The organism is Cupriavidus sp. 2TAF22 (assembly GCF_052115045.1).
Lineage (GTDB): Bacteria > Pseudomonadota > Gammaproteobacteria > Burkholderiales > Burkholderiaceae > Cupriavidus.
In genome coordinates this window covers 12,214-29,406 of sequence record NZ_JBFRFX010000012.1, presented here as the reverse complement: position 1 = coordinate 29,406, position 17,193 = coordinate 12,214, and the positions used below count along the sequence as shown (strand labels likewise).

The 17,193-nt window shown below is 65.2% G+C and carries 13 protein-coding genes and 1 pseudogene; 3 read left to right on the top strand and 11 right to left on the bottom strand.

Annotation, left to right across the window (positions count from 1 at the left end; all coding sequences use genetic code 11):
* Window positions 1-206: 206 nt before the first annotated feature.
* Genes AB4Z48_RS15765 through AB4Z48_RS15750 form a run of 4 tightly spaced genes read right to left on the bottom strand, consistent with a single transcriptional unit; the run spans window position 207 to window position 4,662 of the window.
* The gene (locus AB4Z48_RS15765) at window positions 207-635 is read right to left on the bottom strand and encodes a PaaI family thioesterase (protein WP_441615489.1); all 429 of its coding nucleotides are present in this window, start codon (window positions 633-635) and stop codon (window positions 207-209) included.
* 16 nt (window positions 636-651) lie between these two features.
* Complete coding sequence (locus AB4Z48_RS15760) at window positions 652-1,830, bottom strand: acetyl-CoA C-acyltransferase (RefSeq protein WP_441615487.1); 1,179 nt, start codon at window positions 1,828-1,830, stop codon at window positions 652-654.
* Between the two features lie 60 nt (window positions 1,831-1,890).
* Window positions 1,891-2,544: a bifunctional nicotinamidase/pyrazinamidase gene (pncA, locus tag AB4Z48_RS15755; protein WP_441615485.1), complete on the bottom strand. Its 654-nt coding sequence runs from the start codon at window positions 2,542-2,544 to the stop codon at window positions 1,891-1,893.
* Window positions 2,545-2,580: 36 nt separating this feature from the next.
* The gene (locus AB4Z48_RS15750) at window positions 2,581-4,662 is read right to left on the bottom strand and encodes a 3-hydroxyacyl-CoA dehydrogenase NAD-binding domain-containing protein (protein WP_441615483.1); all 2,082 of its coding nucleotides are present in this window, start codon (window positions 4,660-4,662) and stop codon (window positions 2,581-2,583) included.
* Between the two features lie 487 nt (window positions 4,663-5,149).
* Between AB4Z48_RS15750 and AB4Z48_RS15745 the strand changes: the two genes are divergently transcribed.
* The 3 genes from AB4Z48_RS15745 to AB4Z48_RS15735 all read left to right on the top strand — a co-directional run bounded on the left by AB4Z48_RS15745 (window position 5,150) and on the right by AB4Z48_RS15735 (window position 9,193).
* Window positions 5,150-6,655, top strand: coding sequence for an amino acid permease (locus tag AB4Z48_RS15745; protein ID WP_441615481.1), 1,506 nt, complete (start codon window positions 5,150-5,152; stop codon window positions 6,653-6,655).
* A 180-nt stretch (window positions 6,656-6,835) separates the two neighbouring features.
* Window positions 6,836-8,209, top strand: coding sequence for an esterase-like activity of phytase family protein (locus AB4Z48_RS15740; RefSeq protein WP_441615479.1), 1,374 nt, complete (start codon window positions 6,836-6,838; stop codon window positions 8,207-8,209).
* Between the two features lie 414 nt (window positions 8,210-8,623).
* Window positions 8,624-9,193, top strand: coding sequence for an imm11 family protein (locus tag AB4Z48_RS15735; protein ID WP_441615477.1), 570 nt, complete (start codon window positions 8,624-8,626; stop codon window positions 9,191-9,193).
* Between the two features lie 13 nt (window positions 9,194-9,206).
* On the opposite strand, the pseudogene AB4Z48_RS15730 reads toward AB4Z48_RS15735, so the two are convergent.
* The 7 genes and pseudogenes from AB4Z48_RS15730 to AB4Z48_RS15700 form a co-directional block, all read right to left on the bottom strand.
* A pseudogene (locus tag AB4Z48_RS15730) lies at window positions 9,207-9,680 on the bottom strand (POTRA domain-containing protein); the annotation flags it as partial.
* A gap of 308 nt (window positions 9,681-9,988) precedes the next feature.
* The gene (locus AB4Z48_RS15725; protein WP_441615475.1) at window positions 9,989-10,702 is read right to left on the bottom strand and encodes an ABC transporter ATP-binding protein; all 714 of its coding nucleotides are present in this window, start codon (window positions 10,700-10,702) and stop codon (window positions 9,989-9,991) included.
* Complete coding sequence (locus AB4Z48_RS15720) at window positions 10,702-11,475, bottom strand: ABC transporter ATP-binding protein (protein ID WP_441615473.1); 774 nt, start codon at window positions 11,473-11,475, stop codon at window positions 10,702-10,704. The genes AB4Z48_RS15725 and AB4Z48_RS15720 overlap by 1 nt, the downstream gene beginning before the upstream one ends.
* Entirely contained in the window at window positions 11,472-12,791 is a 1,320-nt protein-coding gene (locus AB4Z48_RS15715) for a branched-chain amino acid ABC transporter permease (protein WP_441615471.1), read from the bottom strand. The genes AB4Z48_RS15720 and AB4Z48_RS15715 overlap by 4 nt, the downstream gene beginning before the upstream one ends.
* A gap of 4 nt (window positions 12,792-12,795) precedes the next feature.
* A complete protein-coding gene (locus AB4Z48_RS15710) occupies window positions 12,796-13,743 on the bottom strand; it encodes a branched-chain amino acid ABC transporter permease (RefSeq protein WP_441615469.1) in 948 nt (315 codons plus the stop codon).
* A 179-nt stretch (window positions 13,744-13,922) separates the two neighbouring features.
* Complete coding sequence (locus tag AB4Z48_RS15705; RefSeq protein WP_441615468.1) at window positions 13,923-15,161, bottom strand: branched-chain amino acid ABC transporter substrate-binding protein; 1,239 nt, start codon at window positions 15,159-15,161, stop codon at window positions 13,923-13,925.
* A gap of 148 nt (window positions 15,162-15,309) precedes the next feature.
* Window positions 15,310-16,935: a 3-(methylthio)propionyl-CoA ligase gene (locus AB4Z48_RS15700; protein WP_441615466.1), complete on the bottom strand. Its 1,626-nt coding sequence runs from the start codon at window positions 16,933-16,935 to the stop codon at window positions 15,310-15,312.
* Between the last annotated feature and the right edge of the window lie 258 nt (window positions 16,936-17,193).

The window sequence follows — 17,193 nt, the reverse complement described above, 5'->3', positions numbered from 1 at the left end:
GCTCCCAGACTGAAAGGGAAAATCAGGAATGCGCGATCCGGCCACTGCGCACCGCATGTTCCGGCGGCCTGGCGGCTGGGATCGTCGCTGTCTCCACGGCGGCACGCTGCATGGCGCGCCGCGAATTCGGTTTCTGTTCTGTCTATGTTGACGGCACGGCGAATGAAAAAGGCGCTCGCGCGCCCTTTCCTGCCCGGCCCTTGCTGCTAGCTACCGTCGCCCAGGCGTGCGATGGTGCCCTGCGCGACCGCGCAGAGCTTCTCCTCGCCGTCCTTGCGCACGAACACATCGCAGCGCACCACCGCTTGCTGGCGGCCGCGGCTGACGCATTCGGCACGGGCGATCAGCAGGTCGCCGATCGCCGGACGCAGGTAGTTGATCTTGTACTCCGAGGTCACGACCGGCACCGCCATGGCCGCGCCGCCCGCATAGGTCAGGGCGTTGTCGGCCAGGTAGCTGACCACGCCGCCGTGCAGGAAGCCATGCTGTTGCTGCAGGTCCTGCCGGATCGGCAGGCGCAGCTCGGCACGCTCCGCGCTCAGCACGGCCAGCTCCGCGCCAACCAGCACCGAGAACGGCTGGCTGGCCAGCACCGCGCGGCCATGCGCGAGCAACGGATCGGCGTGATCGTTCACGGTGCCGTGCCGCCGCTCAGAGGACTTCGAACAGGCCGGCCGCGCCCTGGCCGCCGCCGATGCACATGGTCACCACCACGTACTTGACGCCGCGGCGCTTGCCTTCGATCAGCGCATGGCCGACCAGGCGCGCGCCCGACACGCCGTACGGGTGGCCGACCGCGATGGCGCCACCGTTGACGTTGAGGCGGTCCATCGGGATGCCCAGCGTATCGGCACAGTACAGCACCTGCACGGCGAAGGCTTCGTTCAGTTCCCACAGGCCGATGTCGTCGACCTTCAGGCCGGCCTTCTTGAGCAGCTTGGGCACCGCGAACACCGGGCCGATGCCCATTTCGTCAGGCTCGCAGCCGGCCACGGCGAAGCCGCGGAACACGCCCAGCGGCTGCAGGCCCCTGGCCGCCGCCACCTTCGCATTCATCACCACGGCAGCCGAGGCGCCGTCGGAGAACTGCGACGCGTTGCCTGCCGAGACCACGCCGCCGGGCATGGCGGTGCGGATCTTGGCCACGGCTTCGAGCGTGGTGTCGCCGCGGATGCCTTCGTCGGCCGAGACCGTGACTTCCTTGGTCATCAGCTGGCCGGTGGCCTTGTCGGCCACGCCTGCCAGCACCGTGATCGGCACGATCTCGTCGTTGAACTTGCCGGCTTCCAGCGCGGCGAAGGCGCGTTGCTGGCTGCGCACGCCGTACTCGTCCTGGCGCTCGCGCGAGATGTTGTAGCGCTTGGCCACGTTCTCGGCGGTCTGCAGCATGTTCCAGTAGATTTCCGGCTTGTTCTTGGTCAGCCAGCTTTCCTGGATCATGTGGCGGTTCATTTCCTGCTGCACGCAGGAGATGGACTCCACGCCGCCGGCCACGAAGATGTCGCCTTCATCGGCGATCACGCGCTGCGCGGCCATGGCGATGGTCTGCAGGCCGGACGAGCAGAAACGGTTGACGGTGGCGCCGGGCACGGTGACCGGGCAGCCTGCGCGCAGCGCGATCTGGCGCGCGATATTGGCGCCGGTGGCGCCTTCCGGGTTGGCACAGCCCATCAGCACGTCTTCCACTTCGCCGGCTTCGATCTTGGCGCGGGCGATGGCGTGCTGGACCGCGTGGCCGCCCAGGGTGGCGCCGTGGGTCATGTTGAAAGCACCCTTCCAGCTCTTGGCCAGGCCGGTCCGTGCGGTGGATACGATGACTGCCTCGTTCATTTGTTGCTCCTCGGAATCTTGGTGTCTGCGCAAGGTGTTCTTGCGAGTTGTTCGGTTTGTCTAGCGTGAGGGCGGTGAGGGCACGGCGGCAAGCACGTCGGCCGACTGCAGGCGCTGCACGCCGGCGGCGGACAGGTCCTGCCAGGCGCGTTCGAGCGAACCGTCGAGGTCGATGGCGCGACATGCGTCCTCGACCACGGCCGCTTCGAAGCCGGCGGCGCGCGCATCGAGCGCGCTCCAGGCCACGCAGTAGTCGGTCGCCAGGCCCACGCAGAACACGCGGCGCACGCCCTGCTCGCGCAGGTAGCCCGCCAGCCCGGTGCGCGTGGCACGGTCCGCCTCCATGAAGGCGGAGTAGCTGTCCACGTCGCGGTGATGGCCCTTGCGGACCACCAGCCGGGCATGCGGCACGTGCAGCCCCGCATGCAGCGCGGCGCCTGGCGTGTCCTGCACGCAGTGCACGGGCCACAGCACCTGCTGGCCATACGGCAGCGCGATGCTCTGGAACGGCTGCGTGCCGGCATGGCTGGCGGCGAACGACGCGTGTCCGGCTGGATGCCAGTCCTGCGTCACCACCACATGCGCGAACGCCTGCGCCAGCCGGTTGACCACGGGCACGATCTCGTCGCCGCGCGGCACGGCAAGCGCGCCGCCCGGCATGAAATCGTTCTGCACGTCGATCACCAGCAGGCAGTCCTGCGCGCCGTAGCTCATGGTTGCTTTCGCCCTTGCGTCGCCCTCACCTGCGGCTTAGTCGTTGAAGCCCTTGCCTTCGGCCGCCAGCTTCTCCAGCAGCGCGGCCGGCTTCCAGGCTTCGCCGTGATAGCCCTTCGCATAGCGGTTCATCGCCTGCGCCACGTTGAACAGCCCGACCTGGTCCGCGTACAGCATCGGGCCGCCGCGGAACAGCGGGAAGCCGTAGCCGGTCAGGTAGACCATGTCGATATCCGAGGCCTTGGAAGCAATGCCTTCCTCCAGGATCTTGGCGCCTTCGTTGACCAGCGCGAACACCAGGCGCTCGACGATTTCCTCGTCGGAGATCTTGCGGCGCGTGATGCCGAGGTCCTTGGAGTGCTGCACGATCATGTCGTTGACCTGCTGGTTCGGGTACGGCTTGCGGTCGCCCGCCTTGTAGTCGTACCAGCCCGCGCCGGTCTTCTGGCCGTAGCGGCCTTGCTCGCACAGCAGGTCGGCGGTCTTCGAGTACTGGATGTCCGGCTTGTCCACCGCGCGGCGCTTGCGGATGGCCCAGCCGATGTCATTGCCGGCCAGGTCGCCCATGCGGAACGGACCCATGGCGAAGCCGAACTTCTCGATGGCCTTGTCGACCTGCTCCGGCAGCGCGCCTTCGTCCAGCAGGTAGCCTGCCTGGCGGCTGTACTGCTCGATCATGCGGTTGCCGATGAAGCCGTCGCACACGCCCGACACCACGGCGGTCTTCTTGATCTTCTTGGCGATCTGCATGACCGTGGCCAGCACGTCCTTGCCGGTCTTCTCGCCGCGCACCACTTCGAGCAGCTTCATCACGTTGGCCGGGCTGAAGAAATGCATGCCGACCACGTCCTGCGGACGCTTGGTGAACGAGGCGATCTTGTTGACGTCCAGCGTGGAGGTGTTGGAAGCCAGGATCGCGCCCTGCTTCATCACTTCGTCCAGCTTCTTGAAGACGATTTCCTTGACGCCCATTTCCTCGAACACGGCTTCGATCACCATGTCCGCGTCCTTGATCTCGTCATAGGACAGCGTGGTGGTCAGCAGGGCCATGCGCTGCTCGACCTTCTCTTGCGTGAGCTTGCCCTTCTTGGCGCTGTTCTCGTAGTTCTTGCGGATCGTGGCCACGCCGCGGTCCAGCGCTTCCTGCTTGGTTTCCAGCATGATCACCGGCACGCCGGCGTTCAGGAAGTTCATGGTGATGCCGCCACCCATGGTGCCGGCGCCGATCACGGCAACCCGCTCGATCTTGCGCACCGGGGTGTCGCCGGACACGTCGGGGATCTTGCTGGCCGCGCGCTCGCCGAAGAAGGCATGGCGCAGGGCGCGCGATTCCGGCGTGGTCACCAGGGCCATGAAGCCTTCGCGCTCGGCCTTCAGGCCGGCCTCGAACGGCTTGAGCGATGCCGCCACGGCATCCACGCACTTCAGCGGCGCCGGGAAGTTCTTGGCCACGGCGGCCACGGTGTTGCGGGCGAAGGCCAGGAAGCCTTCCGCGTTCTCGTGCTTGACCTTCAGGTCGCGCACCTTCGGGTACGGGCCGGGCGCTGCCGCCACGTTCCTGGCGAAGGTCACGGCCGCGGGCAGCACGTCGCCGTCGACGATCTCGTCGAACAGCTTGGTGCCGGCGAACTTCTCGCTCGGAATGGCGGTGCCCGACACGATCATGTTCAGGGCGGCCTCCAGGCCGATCACGCGCGGCAGGCGCTGCGTGCCGCCGGCGCCGGGCAGCAGGCCCAGCTTGACTTCCGGCAGCGCGATCTGCGCGCCCTTGGCCGCCACGCGGTAGTTACAGCCCAGCGCCAGTTCCAGGCCGCCGCCCATGGCCACGGAGTGGATGGCCGCCACGACCGGCTTGGACGATGCTTCGATCGCACGGATCACCGAATGCAGGGTCGGTTCCTGGGTAGCCTTGGGGGTGTTGAATTCGCGGATGTCGGCGCCGCCCGAGAAAGCCTTGCCGGCGCCGGTGACGACGACGGCCTTGACGGCCGCATCGTCCAGCGCACGGGTCAAGCCTTCGACGATGCCAAGCCGGGTGCTATAGCCCAGGCCATTCACGGGGGGATTGTCGAGCGTGATGACGGCGACGCCGTCCTGAACCTGATACTGCGCTGTCATGCTGGTTCCTTTGTACTAGAAGTTGTCTCGGGATTCGAATTCTCGAATTATGTTTTTCTGCATTGGCCGGACCATGCGCGGCGAACCCATTGTCCGCCTTGCCGCCGCCTCCGGCTACCGGGAAAACCGCCTGCCGGCGCCCTTGCGCCGGTGCCCGCCCTGGTGCGAGCGGATCAAGCATACACAAAATAGCACGGTCGTTCAATTTCAATTTGGCGGTCCGGCAGGCGTGTCATGCGCCGCCTTTATGGCCGGCCTCGCCGGCGTGCATGCCAGTCCCGCCAAGCCGCATGCGAATGTCCCCGCAGGGCAGGCGCAGCGCCCTATGCGGCACTTCCCGCCCGATATGACGATGTCCTCTAATCACAGTCGGCGCGTTCTGTGCCACGCCCCTCGGATTTACCCTGAGAAGCCGGTAAACTCCCGCCCTTTGCCGCGCGCGGCCGCCCCACGAGGGCGCCGCCCTGCCGACACGCCAGCGACCCTGATGTCCTCCCTACCGTCTTCTTTCGCCCAGCCGCACCATCCCGTCATCGAGCACGACGCGCTCCAGCGCAAGCTCAAGGCCCGCCACCTCACCATGATCGCCATCGGCGGCGCCATCGGCACCGGCCTGTTCGTCGCCTCTGGCGCCTCCATCGCCCAGGCCGGCCCTGGCGGCGCGCTGCTGATGTACGGGCTCATCGGCCTGATGGTGTACTGCCTGATGACCAGCCTCGGCGAGATGGCCGTGCACATGCCGGTCGCCGGGTCCTTCGTCACCTACAGCGCGCTCTATGTGGAGGAAGGCTTCGGCTTCGCGCTCGGCTGGAGCTATTGGTTCAACCTTGCGGTGACCATCGCGGTGGAACTGGTGGCGGCGCAGCTGGTGATGCAGTACTGGTTCCCGGGCGTGCCCGGCGTGGCGTGGAGCGCGGCGTTCCTGCTGCTGATGTTCGGCCTCAACGCGATCTCGGTGCGCGGCTTCGGCGAGGCGGAATACTGGTTCGCGCTCATCAAGGTGGTCACCGTGCTGGTATTCCTCGGCGCCGGCCTGCTGATGATCTTCGGCATCCTGCACGGCGGCCCGCAGGCCGGCTGGCACAACTTCACCGTCGGCGACGCGCCCTTCGTGGGCGGCGTCCCCGCGATGTTCGGCGTGGCCATGATCGCCGGGTTCTCGTTCCAGGGCACGGAGACCGTGGGCGTGGCGGCCGGCGAAGCGGCCGACCCGGCGCGCACGATTCCGCGCGCGATCCGCCAGACGTTCTGGCGCATCCTGCTGTTCTACGTGCTGGCCATCCTCATCATCGGCGTGCTGATTCCCTACACCGACCCCAGCCTGCTGCGCAACGACGTGACCGACATCGGCGTGAGCCCGTTCGCGCTGGTGTTCCGCCGCGCCGGCCTGGCCTTCGCCGCCGGGCTGATGAACGCCGTGGTGCTCACCGCCCTGCTCTCGTCGGGCACCTCCAGCATGTACGCCTCTACCCGCATCCTCTATGGACTGGCCGTCAGCGGCCGGGCCCCGCGCGCGCTGGCGCGGCTGTCGGCCGGCGGCGTGCCCTACCTGGCCCTGGCGGCGACAGCCGCGGTGGGCGCGCTGTGCTTCCTGACGTCGCTGTTCGGCGACAAGGCCGTCTATATGTGGCTGCTCAACACCTCCGGCATGACCGGCTTCATCGCGTGGCTGGGCATCGCGGTGAGCCACTACCGCTTCCGCCGCGGCCTGGTTCGCCAGGGCTACAGCGCCGCGGACCTGGCCTACCGCTCGCCGCTCTACCCGTTCGGGCCGATCTTCGCCACCGTGCTGTGCGTGATCATCGTGCTGGGGCAGAACTACCAGGCCTTCGGCGACGTGCGCGGGCGGTGGGTGGAAATCCTCGGGACCTATATCGGGGTGCCGGTGTTCCTGCTGCTGTGGCTGGGGTACCGCCTGGCCAGAAAGACGCGCGTCGTCCGCTACGAGGACATGCCGTTCGACATCCCTGCGCGCCGCGCGCAGGCAGACTGAGAGGCCGGAGGGCGGACAAGCGAGAGGCCAGATCTTCCGACTTGTTGCCCGCCATGTTGCGCGCGAGATACATCACGCACCCTCGCCCGTCGTGGCGTTTGTGACTGCCTTCGAACTGTCATGCGCCCGTCACGATGGCCGTGCATCGTAGTGGTCTTTCGAACAGATCACCCCGCCTACATGCGCCTGCTTCCGTCCGCGACCGTCACCGCAGTCATCGCCATCACCGCTGCCGCCTGGTCCCTGCCCGCCGTCTCGCAGACGGCCGCCGCGCCCGCCTATCCGGCCACGCTCGCCGGCCACGCGGTCATGCCCGCGCAGAGCTTCATCGACGCGCCCAAGGATGCGCCGCAGGACCTGAAGACGAGCGGCAAGTTCACCACGGCCGGGCGCGCGGAGAAGATCGGCAGCGTGGAAGGCAAGTCGAACGGGCGCCCGACCGGTGTCTCCGTGCCATTCAGGGGACAACCGCTGCAAGGCCACTCCGGCATCAAGCACATGGCCGACGGCAGCTTCTGGGTACTGACCGACAACGGCGCCGGCAGCAAGGCCAATTCGCCGGACTTCATGCTCTACCTGAACCACTACAAGGTGGACTTCAAGAGCGGCAAGCTGCAGCGCCTGGGCACCGTGTTCCTGCACGATCCCGACAAGAAGGTGCCGTTCCGCATCGTCCACGAAGGCACGAAGCAACGCTACCTGACCGGCTCCGATTTCGACACCGAAAGCTTCCAGTTCGCCGGCGGCGCGCTGTGGATCGGCGAAGAGTTCGGGCCGTTCCTGATCAAGGCCGACCTGCAAGGCAAGGTGCTGGCCGTGTACGACACGCTGGTAGACGGCAAGCCCGTGCGCTCGCCCGACCACCCGGCCGTGACGACACCCGGCGTGCCCGGTGGCGCGGTCGACTTCCAGATCAAGCGCTCCAAGGGCTTCGAGGGCATGGCCGCGTCGCCCGATGGCAGCAAGCTCTACGCGCTGCTCGAAGGCCCGGTCTGGAACGCCCAGGCAAAGGACTACGAGCGCATCGACGGCAAGGAAGCGCTGCGCGTGCTCGAGTTCGACACGCTCGCCGGCAAATGGACCGGGCGATCGTGGAAGTACCCGCTCGAGGCCAACGGCAACGCCATCGGCGACTTCAACATGATCGACGCCACCACCGGCCTCATCATCGAGCGCGACAACGGCGAAGGCACAGCCGACAAGGCCTGCCCCGAAGGCCAGAAGCGCGACGACTGCTTCGCCGATATCGCCAAATTCAAGCGCATCTACAAGGTCGAACTGACCGAGGCCAACGCCGGCGGCGCCGTGCGCAAGATCGGCTACATCGACCTGCTCAATATCGCCGACCCCGACAAGCTGGCGCGCAAGCCGCTCAACGACGGCGTGCTCAAGTTCCCGTTCTTCACCATCGAGAACGTCGACGTGGTCGATCCCACTCACATCGTGGTGGGCAACGACAACAACCTGCCCTTCTCGAGCAGCCGCGAGCCGAACAAGGCGGACGACAACGAACTGGTGCTGCTGGAGGTGGGGGAGTTCCTGAAAGCGAAGTAGGACGGCAGGTTCGCAGGAAATGACAAGGCGCTTCGGTCCCTGCGCGGGACGAAGCGCCTTTTTCGTGCCCCGCCGGATGGCAGGTCAGTCGGTCAGTCGCGGCAACTGAACGAGGCAATCCCCTGGTAAGCGGCGCCATTGGCGAGCGTGACCCTGTACGGTACGATCACCAGCACGCCATCGGCGGGGCCGCCGCTGCCGATCACAAGATCAGGCCAACAAGGTGTTTGTGGAGGGCCATAAGGGACCCCCATGAAGCCGCGTATGAGAATTGGACAGTGCAGTGCGAGGTATTCCGAGGAATACCTCAGAGTATCAACAGGCTCTGAGCTCAGCACTGGAAAAAATTAAGACAGAAATAGCTACACCGGGCACGAACTTGAATAACCTGGTGACCAAGAAATGAGGGACGAGATGAATTTCTATAAGATCGGCCTTGATTTCAATTTCCCAGATCAGTGGCATCTGGAGCAGCCTGTTGATAATACCGGGCAAGAGGTGGTTGCGGGCGGATTTGGCCTTGGTAAGCCATGGGACACGAAAATCCCGCTCCGAAGCAGAATTTACCATCCAGGGCATGCGGTGTCCTTTTCGCTCAGTGGGCTCGGCGACTATTTTGTCAAAAAGACATTGATGGATACGCTATTGGCAGCCCTGCCTGAGGGTACTGTGCAAGCGGTGCCTGTGGAGATAGAAGGCGTCGGCGAGCCATACGAAATCCTCAACGTGCTGGACATTGTTGATTGCGTGGACGAGACGAGGACGGGTTTTTCCATGTTTCCGCGTTGGACCGAGGATGATGGGCGCCCGGACAAGATTGGCGACTATCGCATCGACATTTTGCGGATCGATCCTGCAAGGGCTGCAGGGCACGGGCTCTTCCGAACCAAAGGCTGGTTGGTTGGGCTCGTATGCTCAGAGCGAATTCGGGACCTTTTGATGGCGCAGGGCGCAACGGGGATTCGCTTTACGCTTGTTAGCTAAAACGCTGGTGCGTCAGCGTGCCCGACGCCATGTCCTGCTCGGGCACCAGCACGCGCGTAGTGACGTACCCCTTCGACAGGATCGTCTGGGAAAGACCCTTCACCAGCGTCTCGACACCCTGCTTGCCGATGCATTCGTCCTGGTAGTGGTCGAGCCACCGTTGTGCGAAGGCAAAGGGATCCATCGGCAGGGCCGACGCACCGCGTGCCTGCAACGCGGCCGGCAAGTCCCTGGGAACACCCAGGACGAAGCGGCTGATACGGAAGCATGGGTCTTCCTTCGGCAGGGCCGGAAACTCGGCGTGGGCGACAACTTCGGCGCGAACGGCGGGAGCATTGACAATGCCGGCGCGCTCGCGGGCCTCCTGCTGCTGGCGGGTTCGCTGTTCCTGTTCAGTGGCGGTGGTCAAGGCCGGGCCCGGTATTGCTTGTGCGAATGTTGCACGACATGCCAGCAAGAGACTGGCAGCAAACGGCCACAGACTTATGGCTGAAATATGTAGGTGTGAGACAGAAATAAGTCAGCTAATAGAAAGAAACAGCAAGAACGAGGGCTGCTACTGCCGGCATTCGATATAGCCTATCTATCCGTAAACGGATGTAAAGAATCCGCCGACAAGTTGTCTAAATTCCTCGCTTGCTGCGCCTCCTCCGATATCTATCCCGACATGGAATAATGTGTGACACCGAAAGAATCGGCAACTGCGAGCGCGCCTCACCAAATGCAAATCCCCCCAACAAAGTGGGGGGACCCGGTACCAACGTCTACGCCATCAGAAAGTGCGGCAGTGCTTTCCTACACCTCCAGCCACTCCTTCCGGATGGCCGCGTTCGCCTTCAGGTCCAGCGGCGTGCCCTCGAACACGATGTGCCCGTGCCCCATCACGTAGACCCGCTGCGAGATGTCCAGCGCGATGGCCAGCTTCTGCTCGATCAGCAGCACGGACACGCCGCGCTCCTTGAGCGTCTTGAGGTAATCGCCGACCAGCGTGACGATCATCGGCGCCAGGCCTTCGGTGGGCTCGTCGATCAGCACGAGATCGGGGTCGCCCATCAGGGTGCGGCACAGCGTGAGCATCTGCTGCTCGCCCCCGGAGAGCACGCCGGCGGCGGTGTTCTCGCGCTCCTTCAGGCGCGGGAACATGTTGTACATGTCCTGCACCGTCCAGCGCGGCTTGGCCTGGCGCGGATTGCGCTTTTCGCCGAGCAGCAGGTTCTGGCGCACCGTGAGCGTGGGGAAGATGTCGCGGTTCTCGGGCACGTAGCCCACGCCCAGGTGGGCGATCTCGAAGGTGCGGCGGCCGAGGATCTCTTCGTCGCGAAAGCGCACCGAGCCTTCGGCCTTGACCATGCCGAGGATGGCCTTGGCCATGGTGGAGCGCCCCACGCCGTTGCGCCCGAGCAGCGCGACGATCTCGCCTTCGTCGATATGGGCGTCCACGCCGTGGAGGATGTGGCTCTTGCCGTAGTAGGCGTGCAGGCCTTGCACGTCCAGCATGCGCTTGCCCATCAGTGCGCTCCTTCGGTGGCGGGTTCGTCGAGGGTGGTGCCGAGGTAGGCTTCCTTGACCTTGCGGTTGGCGCGGATAGCCTCCGGCGTGTCGGTGGCGATCACCTCGCCGTAGACCAGCACGGAGATCCGGTCGGCCAGGCCGAACACCACGCTCATGTCGTGCTCGACCATCACCAGGGTCTTGCCCACCGTGACGCGACGGATCAGTTCGACTGCATGGTCGGACTCGGAGCGGCTCATGCCGGCGGTGGGCTCGTCGAGCAGGATGACTTCGGCGCCGCCGGCAATGGTGATGCCGATCTCCAGCGCGCGCTGCTCGGCATATGTGAGCAGGCTGGCCTGGGTATTGCGGCGATGGTGCAGGCCGATCAGTTCCAGTACTTCCTCGGCGCGCTCGCGCGCGTCGCGCAGCTCGGACAGGCGGTGCCAGAACGAGTACTTGTAGCCGAGCGACCACAACACGGCGCAGCGCAGGTTCTCGAATACCGAGAGCCGGTGAAAGATATTGGTGATCTGGAAGCTGCGCGACAGCCCCATGCGGTTGATCACGAAGGGCTGCAGGCCGCCGATCTCCTGCCCGTTGAGCTTGACCGTGCCCGAGCTGGGCGCGAAGCGGCCGGAGATCAGGTTGAAGGTGGTCGACTTGCCGGCGCCGTTGGGGCCGATCAGTGCGTGGCGCTCGCCCTTGGGGATGGTCAGGTTGACGCCCCGGATGATTTCGGTCTGGCCGAATTTCTTGCGTACATCGTTCAGTTCCAGTGCCGCGCTCATGCCTTGCCTCCTGCTGCTGCCATTTCGGCCTGTACCTTGTCCCAGGTGGCGCGCACGCGTGCGCGCGCCGCACGGCAGGCCAGCAGCCCGCCCACCCACAGCGCGGCCGCCACCAGCCAGGGCACCGCGGTGCCGGCGTCGAAACCGATGCCGAACAGCGACATGGCGGTGCCGTTGGCACTGTCCACCTGCACCTTGTAGACCAGCTCCACGGTGAGGATCACCGCGGCCAGCAGCACCAGCCCGGCACCCGCGGCGCGGCCGTAGTCGGGCAGCATGGCGCGCAGCTTGCCGCGCGCCAGCAGCGGCACCTGCATCATCAGCAGGCTGGCGATGCCGCCCGGCACGAACATGACCATCAGCACGAAGAACAGGCCCAGGTACAGCAGCCACGCCTTGGTCAGGTCCGACAGCGCCACCGCGAACAGGATGAACACCACGGCGCCGATCACCGGGCCGAAGAACACGCCGGCGCCGCCGATGAAGGCCGCCAGCAGCACGCCGCCGGAGCGCACCGCGCTGACGTTCTCGGCCGAGACGATCTCGAAGTTGATGGCGGACAGCGCACCGGAGATGCCTGCGAAGAAGGCCGACAGGATCAGCACCAGGTAGCGCACGCGCTGGGTGTTGTAGCCGATGAATTCCACGCGCTCCGGATTGTCGCGCACGGCGTTGGCGATGCGGCCCAGCGGCGTCTGCGTCCACGCGTACATGGCCGCCATCGACAGCAGGCACCACACCGCGATCAGGTAATACACCTGCCGGCCCGCGCCGAAGGTGATGCCGAGCACCGATTCGCCCACCACGCGGTTGGTGGAAATGCCGCCCTCGCCGCCGAAGAAATCCGGGAACATGAGCGAGCTGGCGAACACCATCTCGCCGATGCCCATGGTGATCATGGCGAAGGTGGTGCCGGATTTCTTGGTGGTGACGTAGCCGAACAGCACGCCGAAGAAGGCGCCGGCCAGGCCGCCCACCACCGGCAGCAGCGACACGGGCAGCCACACCTTGCCCGCGCCCACCATATTGAGCACGTGGATGGCGATGAACGCGCCCAGGCCCGCATAGACCGCGTGGCCGAACGACAGCATGCCCGTCTGGCCAAGCAGCATGTTGTAGGACAGCGCGAAAATGATCATGATGCCCATCTGCGACATCAGCGTGATGGCGAACCCGCCCGTGAAGAACAGCGGCAGCACCAGCATCAGGAGCGCGGTGCTGCCCCAGATCAGCCAGCGCGCCAGGTTCAGCGGGCGGTAGCGCATGGTGCGGCCGGTCACGACCGCCTCGCGGCGTTGTTGCATTGTCGTCTCCATGCTGTCAGCCCTCCCGGGTACCCATCAGACCACGCGGGCGGAAGATCAGCATCACCACCAGCAGCAAATATGGCAGCACCGGGGCGACCTGCGCCACCGTGAGCTTCCACAACGAGGACAGCGGCGTGCTGTCGGTCACCTGCAATCCGATCGTGCCCAGCAGGCCAGCCACCGAGGCATCCAGCGTGACGGCGAAGGTCTGCAGCACGCCGATCAGCAGCGAGGCGATAAACGCGCCCACCAGTGATCCCATGCCGCCCACCACCGCCACCACGAACACGATCGACCCCACCGCGGCCGCCATCGATGGCTCGGTGACGAAGGCATTGCCGCCGATCACGCCGGCCAGCCCGGCCAGCGCGGCGCCGCCGCCGAACACCATCATGAACACGCGCGGCACGTTGTGGCCGAGCGCCTCGACCATCTCCGGATGCGTGAGCGCGGCCTGGATCACCAGCCCGATGCGCGTGCGGGTGAGCACCAGGTAGATCGCCACCAGCATGGCCAGCGACACCAGCATCATGAATGCACGGTATTTGGGGAAGGACGAGGTGAAGACCGTGAACAGCGGGCCATCGAGCTCGGCCGGGATGCGGTAAGGCACGGCGGCCAGGCCCCACACCAGCTTGACGCCTTCCTCGATCAGGTAGGCCAGGCCGAAGGTAAACAGCAGTTCCGCCACGTGGCCGTACTTGTGCACGGTGCGCAGGCCGAAACGCTCGACCAGCGCGCCGGCACCTGCCACCAGCAGCGGCGCGAAGATCAGCGCCGGCCAGAAGCCGATCTTGCTGGCGATGGTATAGGCAAAATACGCGCCCAGCATGTAGAAACTGGCATGCGCGAAGTTCAGCACACCCATCATGCTGAAGATCAGCGTAAGCCCGGAAGAGAGCATGAAGAGCAACAGCCCGTAGCTGATGCCGTTCAGGAGGGAAATGACGAAGAATTCCACAACAAGTCCTTCATTCTGACGCCGGCCAGCCGGGCGGCCGCCGGCGGTCGGCCGGTCACAAAAGACTGCTCCAGGGGTGAACACAGCCCGCCCGGCGCGACCGCTGCCACCCGGGCCGGCCGGCGTATGCAGGATCGGATGGCGCGCCGGGATCCGCCGCGCCTCCGCCGGACGCAGGCTTAGCTCGGGCGCTTCATCTGGCAGGAAGTCGGCTGCGCCGCCACGTACTCGTCCATCAGCGCATTGGTCTTCCAGCCATAGCCGGTGTTTTCCTGGTCGTACTTGACTTCCTTGCCGTCGACCTTGGTCCAGGTGGCCACCACCAGCGACTGCTGGACCTGGTGGTCGGAGCCACGCATTTCCACGATGCCGTTCATGCTGTCGACCTTCATGCCCTCGAGCACCTTGGCCACCTTGACCGGATCGGTCGACTTGGCTTCCTTGAACGCCTTGCCCAGCATGGCGACGCCGGTGTACGCGGCCATCACGTAGAAGTCATCGTTGTACTTCTTCTTGAAGCCTTCGATGACCTCGGAACCCTTGAAGCCCTTGTTGTTGGCGTTGTAGTAACCCACGTACTTGACATGCTCGGCGCCGGACGCGCCCATGGCGGTCGGCACGCCGGTGGTGGCACCGTAGTAGGTGTAGTAGTTGGTGGTCAGGCCGGCATCCTTGCCCGCCTTGATCAGCAGGGCCAGGTCGCTGCCCCAGTTGCCGGTGATCACGGTGTCGGCGCCGGAGGCCTTGATCTTCGCCGCGTAGGGCGCGAAGTCCTTGACCTGGGCCAGCGGGTGCAGGTCTTCGCCGACGATCTGGATGTCAGGACGCTTGCGCTTGAGGTAATCCTTGGCGGCGCGCGTCACCTGATGCCCGAACGAATAGTTCTGGTTGATCAGGTAGACCTTCTTGACGTTGGCATCCTTGGCCAGGAAGGTGGTCAGCGCCTCCATCTTCATGTCGGAGTTGGCGTCGAGCCGGAAATGCCAGTAATTGCACTTGCTGTTGGTCATGTCCGGGTCTACCGCGGCGTAGTTCAGGTAGACGATTTCCTTGCCCGGATTGCGCTCGTTGTGCTTGGCCACCGCGTCTTCCAGCGCCAGGCCAACCGAGGAGCCGTTGCCCTGCACGATATAGCGGATGCCCTGGTCCACGGCCTGCTTGAGGATGGTCAGGCTTTCCTGCGGTGACAGCTTGTTGTCGAAACCGACCACCTCGAACTTGTTGCCGCCGCCCCAGTCCTTCTGGTTGGCGATGTCGGCGACGAACTGCCAGCTCTTGAGCTGGTTCTGGCCGACCGGCGCCATCAGCCCGGACAACGGATCGATAAAGGCGATCTTTACCGTTTCAGCAGCCGCGACCCCGGAACCCATTGCCGCAAACAGTGCCGTGGCGGCCACGAGCGGACGCAATCTGATCATGCTTGTCTCCTTCGGTTTTTTTGTTGGCTTTCGTTGATCCCGGTTCGCGCAGCGCCCTCTGCCGAAACCTCGGCGCGGCGCGGACCTGTCCTGCGGGCGCCGGCCGCATGGGCCGGCAAGCATCGGCGGCTCTGTGGCCGCCTTGGAATCAGGCCGACGGCAGTCGGTAGTCCTTGAACTGCTCGCGCAACCTGAGCTTTTGCATCTTGCCGGTGGCCGTGAGCGGAATCTCGGTGACGAAGGCGACGTCGTCGGGGATCCACCATTTGGCGACCTTGCCTTCGAAGAACGCYAGCAGCTCTTCGCGCGTCACCTCGGTGCCGGGCCGCTTGACCACCACCAGCAGCGGGCGTTCGTCCCACTTCGGGTGGTAGCAGGAGATGCAGGCCGCCATATGGACCGCGGGGTGGGCCGAGGCCACGTTCTCGATGTCGATGGAGGAGATCCACTCGCCGCCGGACTTGATCACGTCCTTGCTGCGGTCGGTGATCTGCATGTAGCCATCGGCGTCGATGGTGGCCACGTCGCCGGTGGGGAACCAGCCATCGACCAGCGGCGAAGCGTCGTTGCGGTAATAGTGCTCGATCACCCACGGGCCGCGCACATGCAGGTCGCCGAAGGCCTTGCCGTCCCACGGCAGTTCGTTGCCATCGCCGTCGACGATCTTCATGTCCACGCCGTAGATCACGCGGCCCTGCTTTTCCTGGATCTTCTGCTGCTCTTCTTCGGGCAGGTCGTTGTGGCGGGCCAGCAGCTTGCACGAGGTGCCCAGCGGCGACATCTCGGTCATGCCCCAGGCGTGGATGGTTTCCACGCCCAGTGCCTTGAGCGCGCGGATCATGGCCGGCGGCGCGGCCGAGCCGCCGATCACGGTGCGGTGGAAGGTGGAGAACTTGAGCTGGTTGCCCTGCACATACTGCAGCAGGCCGAGCCACACGGTGGGCACGCCGGCGGAGAAGGTCACCTTCTCCTGCTCGAACAGCTCATATAGCGACGCGCCGTCCAGCTTGGCCCCCGGGAAGACCAGCTTGGCGCCGACCAGCGGCACCGAGTACGGCAGGCCCCAGGCATTGACGTGGAACATCGGCACGACCGGCAGGATCACATCCTGCGCGGAGCAGCCCAGCGCGTCAGGCAGCGCCGACGCGTACGAATGCAGCACGGTGGAGCGATGCGAGTACAGCGCGCCCTTGGGGTTGCCCGTGGTGCCGGAGGTGTAGCAAAGGCTCGACGCGGTGTTCTCGTCGAACTGCGGCCAGGTGTAGTTGCCGTCTTGCGCGTCGATCAGGTCTTCGTAGCACAGCAGCGGCACCTTGGGGTTGGCCGGCATGTGCGAGCGGTCGCTCATCATCACCCAGCCCTTCACACCGGGGCAATGGGCCGCCACGCCTTCCACCAGCGGCAGGAAGGTGGCGTCGAAGAACACGTACTGGTCTTCGGCGTGGTTGATGATATAGGCCACCTGCTCCGGGAACAGGCGTGGATTGACGGTATGGCATACCGCGCCCGAGCCGGACACGGCGTAGTAGATTTCGAGGTGGCGGTAGCCATTCCAGGCCAGTGTGCCGACCCGCTCGCCCTGGCGCACGCCGAGCGCGGCGATGGCCTGGGCCAGCTTGCGGGCGCGCAGCTCGCAGTCGCGGTAGGTGTAGCGGTGCAGGTCGCCTTCGGTCCGTCGCGAGACGATTTCCGTGCTGCCGTAGTGGCGTGCGGCGTGCTTGATGATGGAGGAAATGAGCAGGGGCTCGCTCATCATTTGACCCATCAATGCCATGGAATAGTCTCCTGTGGTTTTTTAGATCCGCCAAAAAACGAACAACCGTTCTATTTTTTGGCCGATTGTTCCCATCCTTTGATGAAACGTCAACGGAATTCCGTTGTGCGCCGCCGTACCCGGAACGCTGGCAAGCCGCGCTCGCGCCCTGTGTCGGTGCATGCACGGCAGGGCTGATCGAGGGACATGCGGAAATAATGCGGCGGCAACGGCAGTCACAGATGGAGATGACGGCGTGGAAGTACAATAACGCCTGCC

What these genes read in the sequence shown, in the direction of transcription:
- AB4Z48_RS15760 (WP_441615487.1), bottom strand. Translation starts at nt 1,830, where the DNA reads ATGAACGAGGCAGTCATCGTATCCACCGCACGGACCGGCCTGGCCAAG.
- pncA (WP_441615485.1), bottom strand. Translation starts at nt 2,544, where the DNA reads ATGAGCTACGGCGCGCAGGACTGCCTGCTGGTGATCGACGTGCAGAAC.
- AB4Z48_RS15705 (WP_441615468.1), bottom strand. Translation starts at nt 15,161, where the DNA reads ATGATCAGATTGCGTCCGCTCGTGGCCGCCACGGCACTGTTTGCGGCA.
- AB4Z48_RS15750 (WP_441615483.1), bottom strand. Translation starts at nt 4,662, where the DNA reads ATGACAGCGCAGTATCAGGTTCAGGACGGCGTCGCCGTCATCACGCTC.
- AB4Z48_RS15745 (WP_441615481.1), top strand. Translation starts at nt 5,150, where the DNA reads ATGTCCTCCCTACCGTCTTCTTTCGCCCAGCCGCACCATCCCGTCATC.
- AB4Z48_RS15725 (WP_441615475.1), bottom strand. Translation starts at nt 10,702, where the DNA reads ATGGGCAAGCGCATGCTGGACGTGCAAGGCCTGCACGCCTACTACGGC.
- AB4Z48_RS15740 (WP_441615479.1), top strand. Translation starts at nt 6,836, where the DNA reads ATGCGCCTGCTTCCGTCCGCGACCGTCACCGCAGTCATCGCCATCACC.
- AB4Z48_RS15720 (WP_441615473.1), bottom strand. Translation starts at nt 11,475, where the DNA reads ATGAGCGCGGCACTGGAACTGAACGATGTACGCAAGAAATTCGGCCAG.
- AB4Z48_RS15735 (WP_441615477.1), top strand. Translation starts at nt 8,624, where the DNA reads ATGAATTTCTATAAGATCGGCCTTGATTTCAATTTCCCAGATCAGTGG.
- AB4Z48_RS15715 (WP_441615471.1), bottom strand. Translation starts at nt 12,791, where the DNA reads ATGGAGACGACAATGCAACAACGCCGCGAGGCGGTCGTGACCGGCCGC.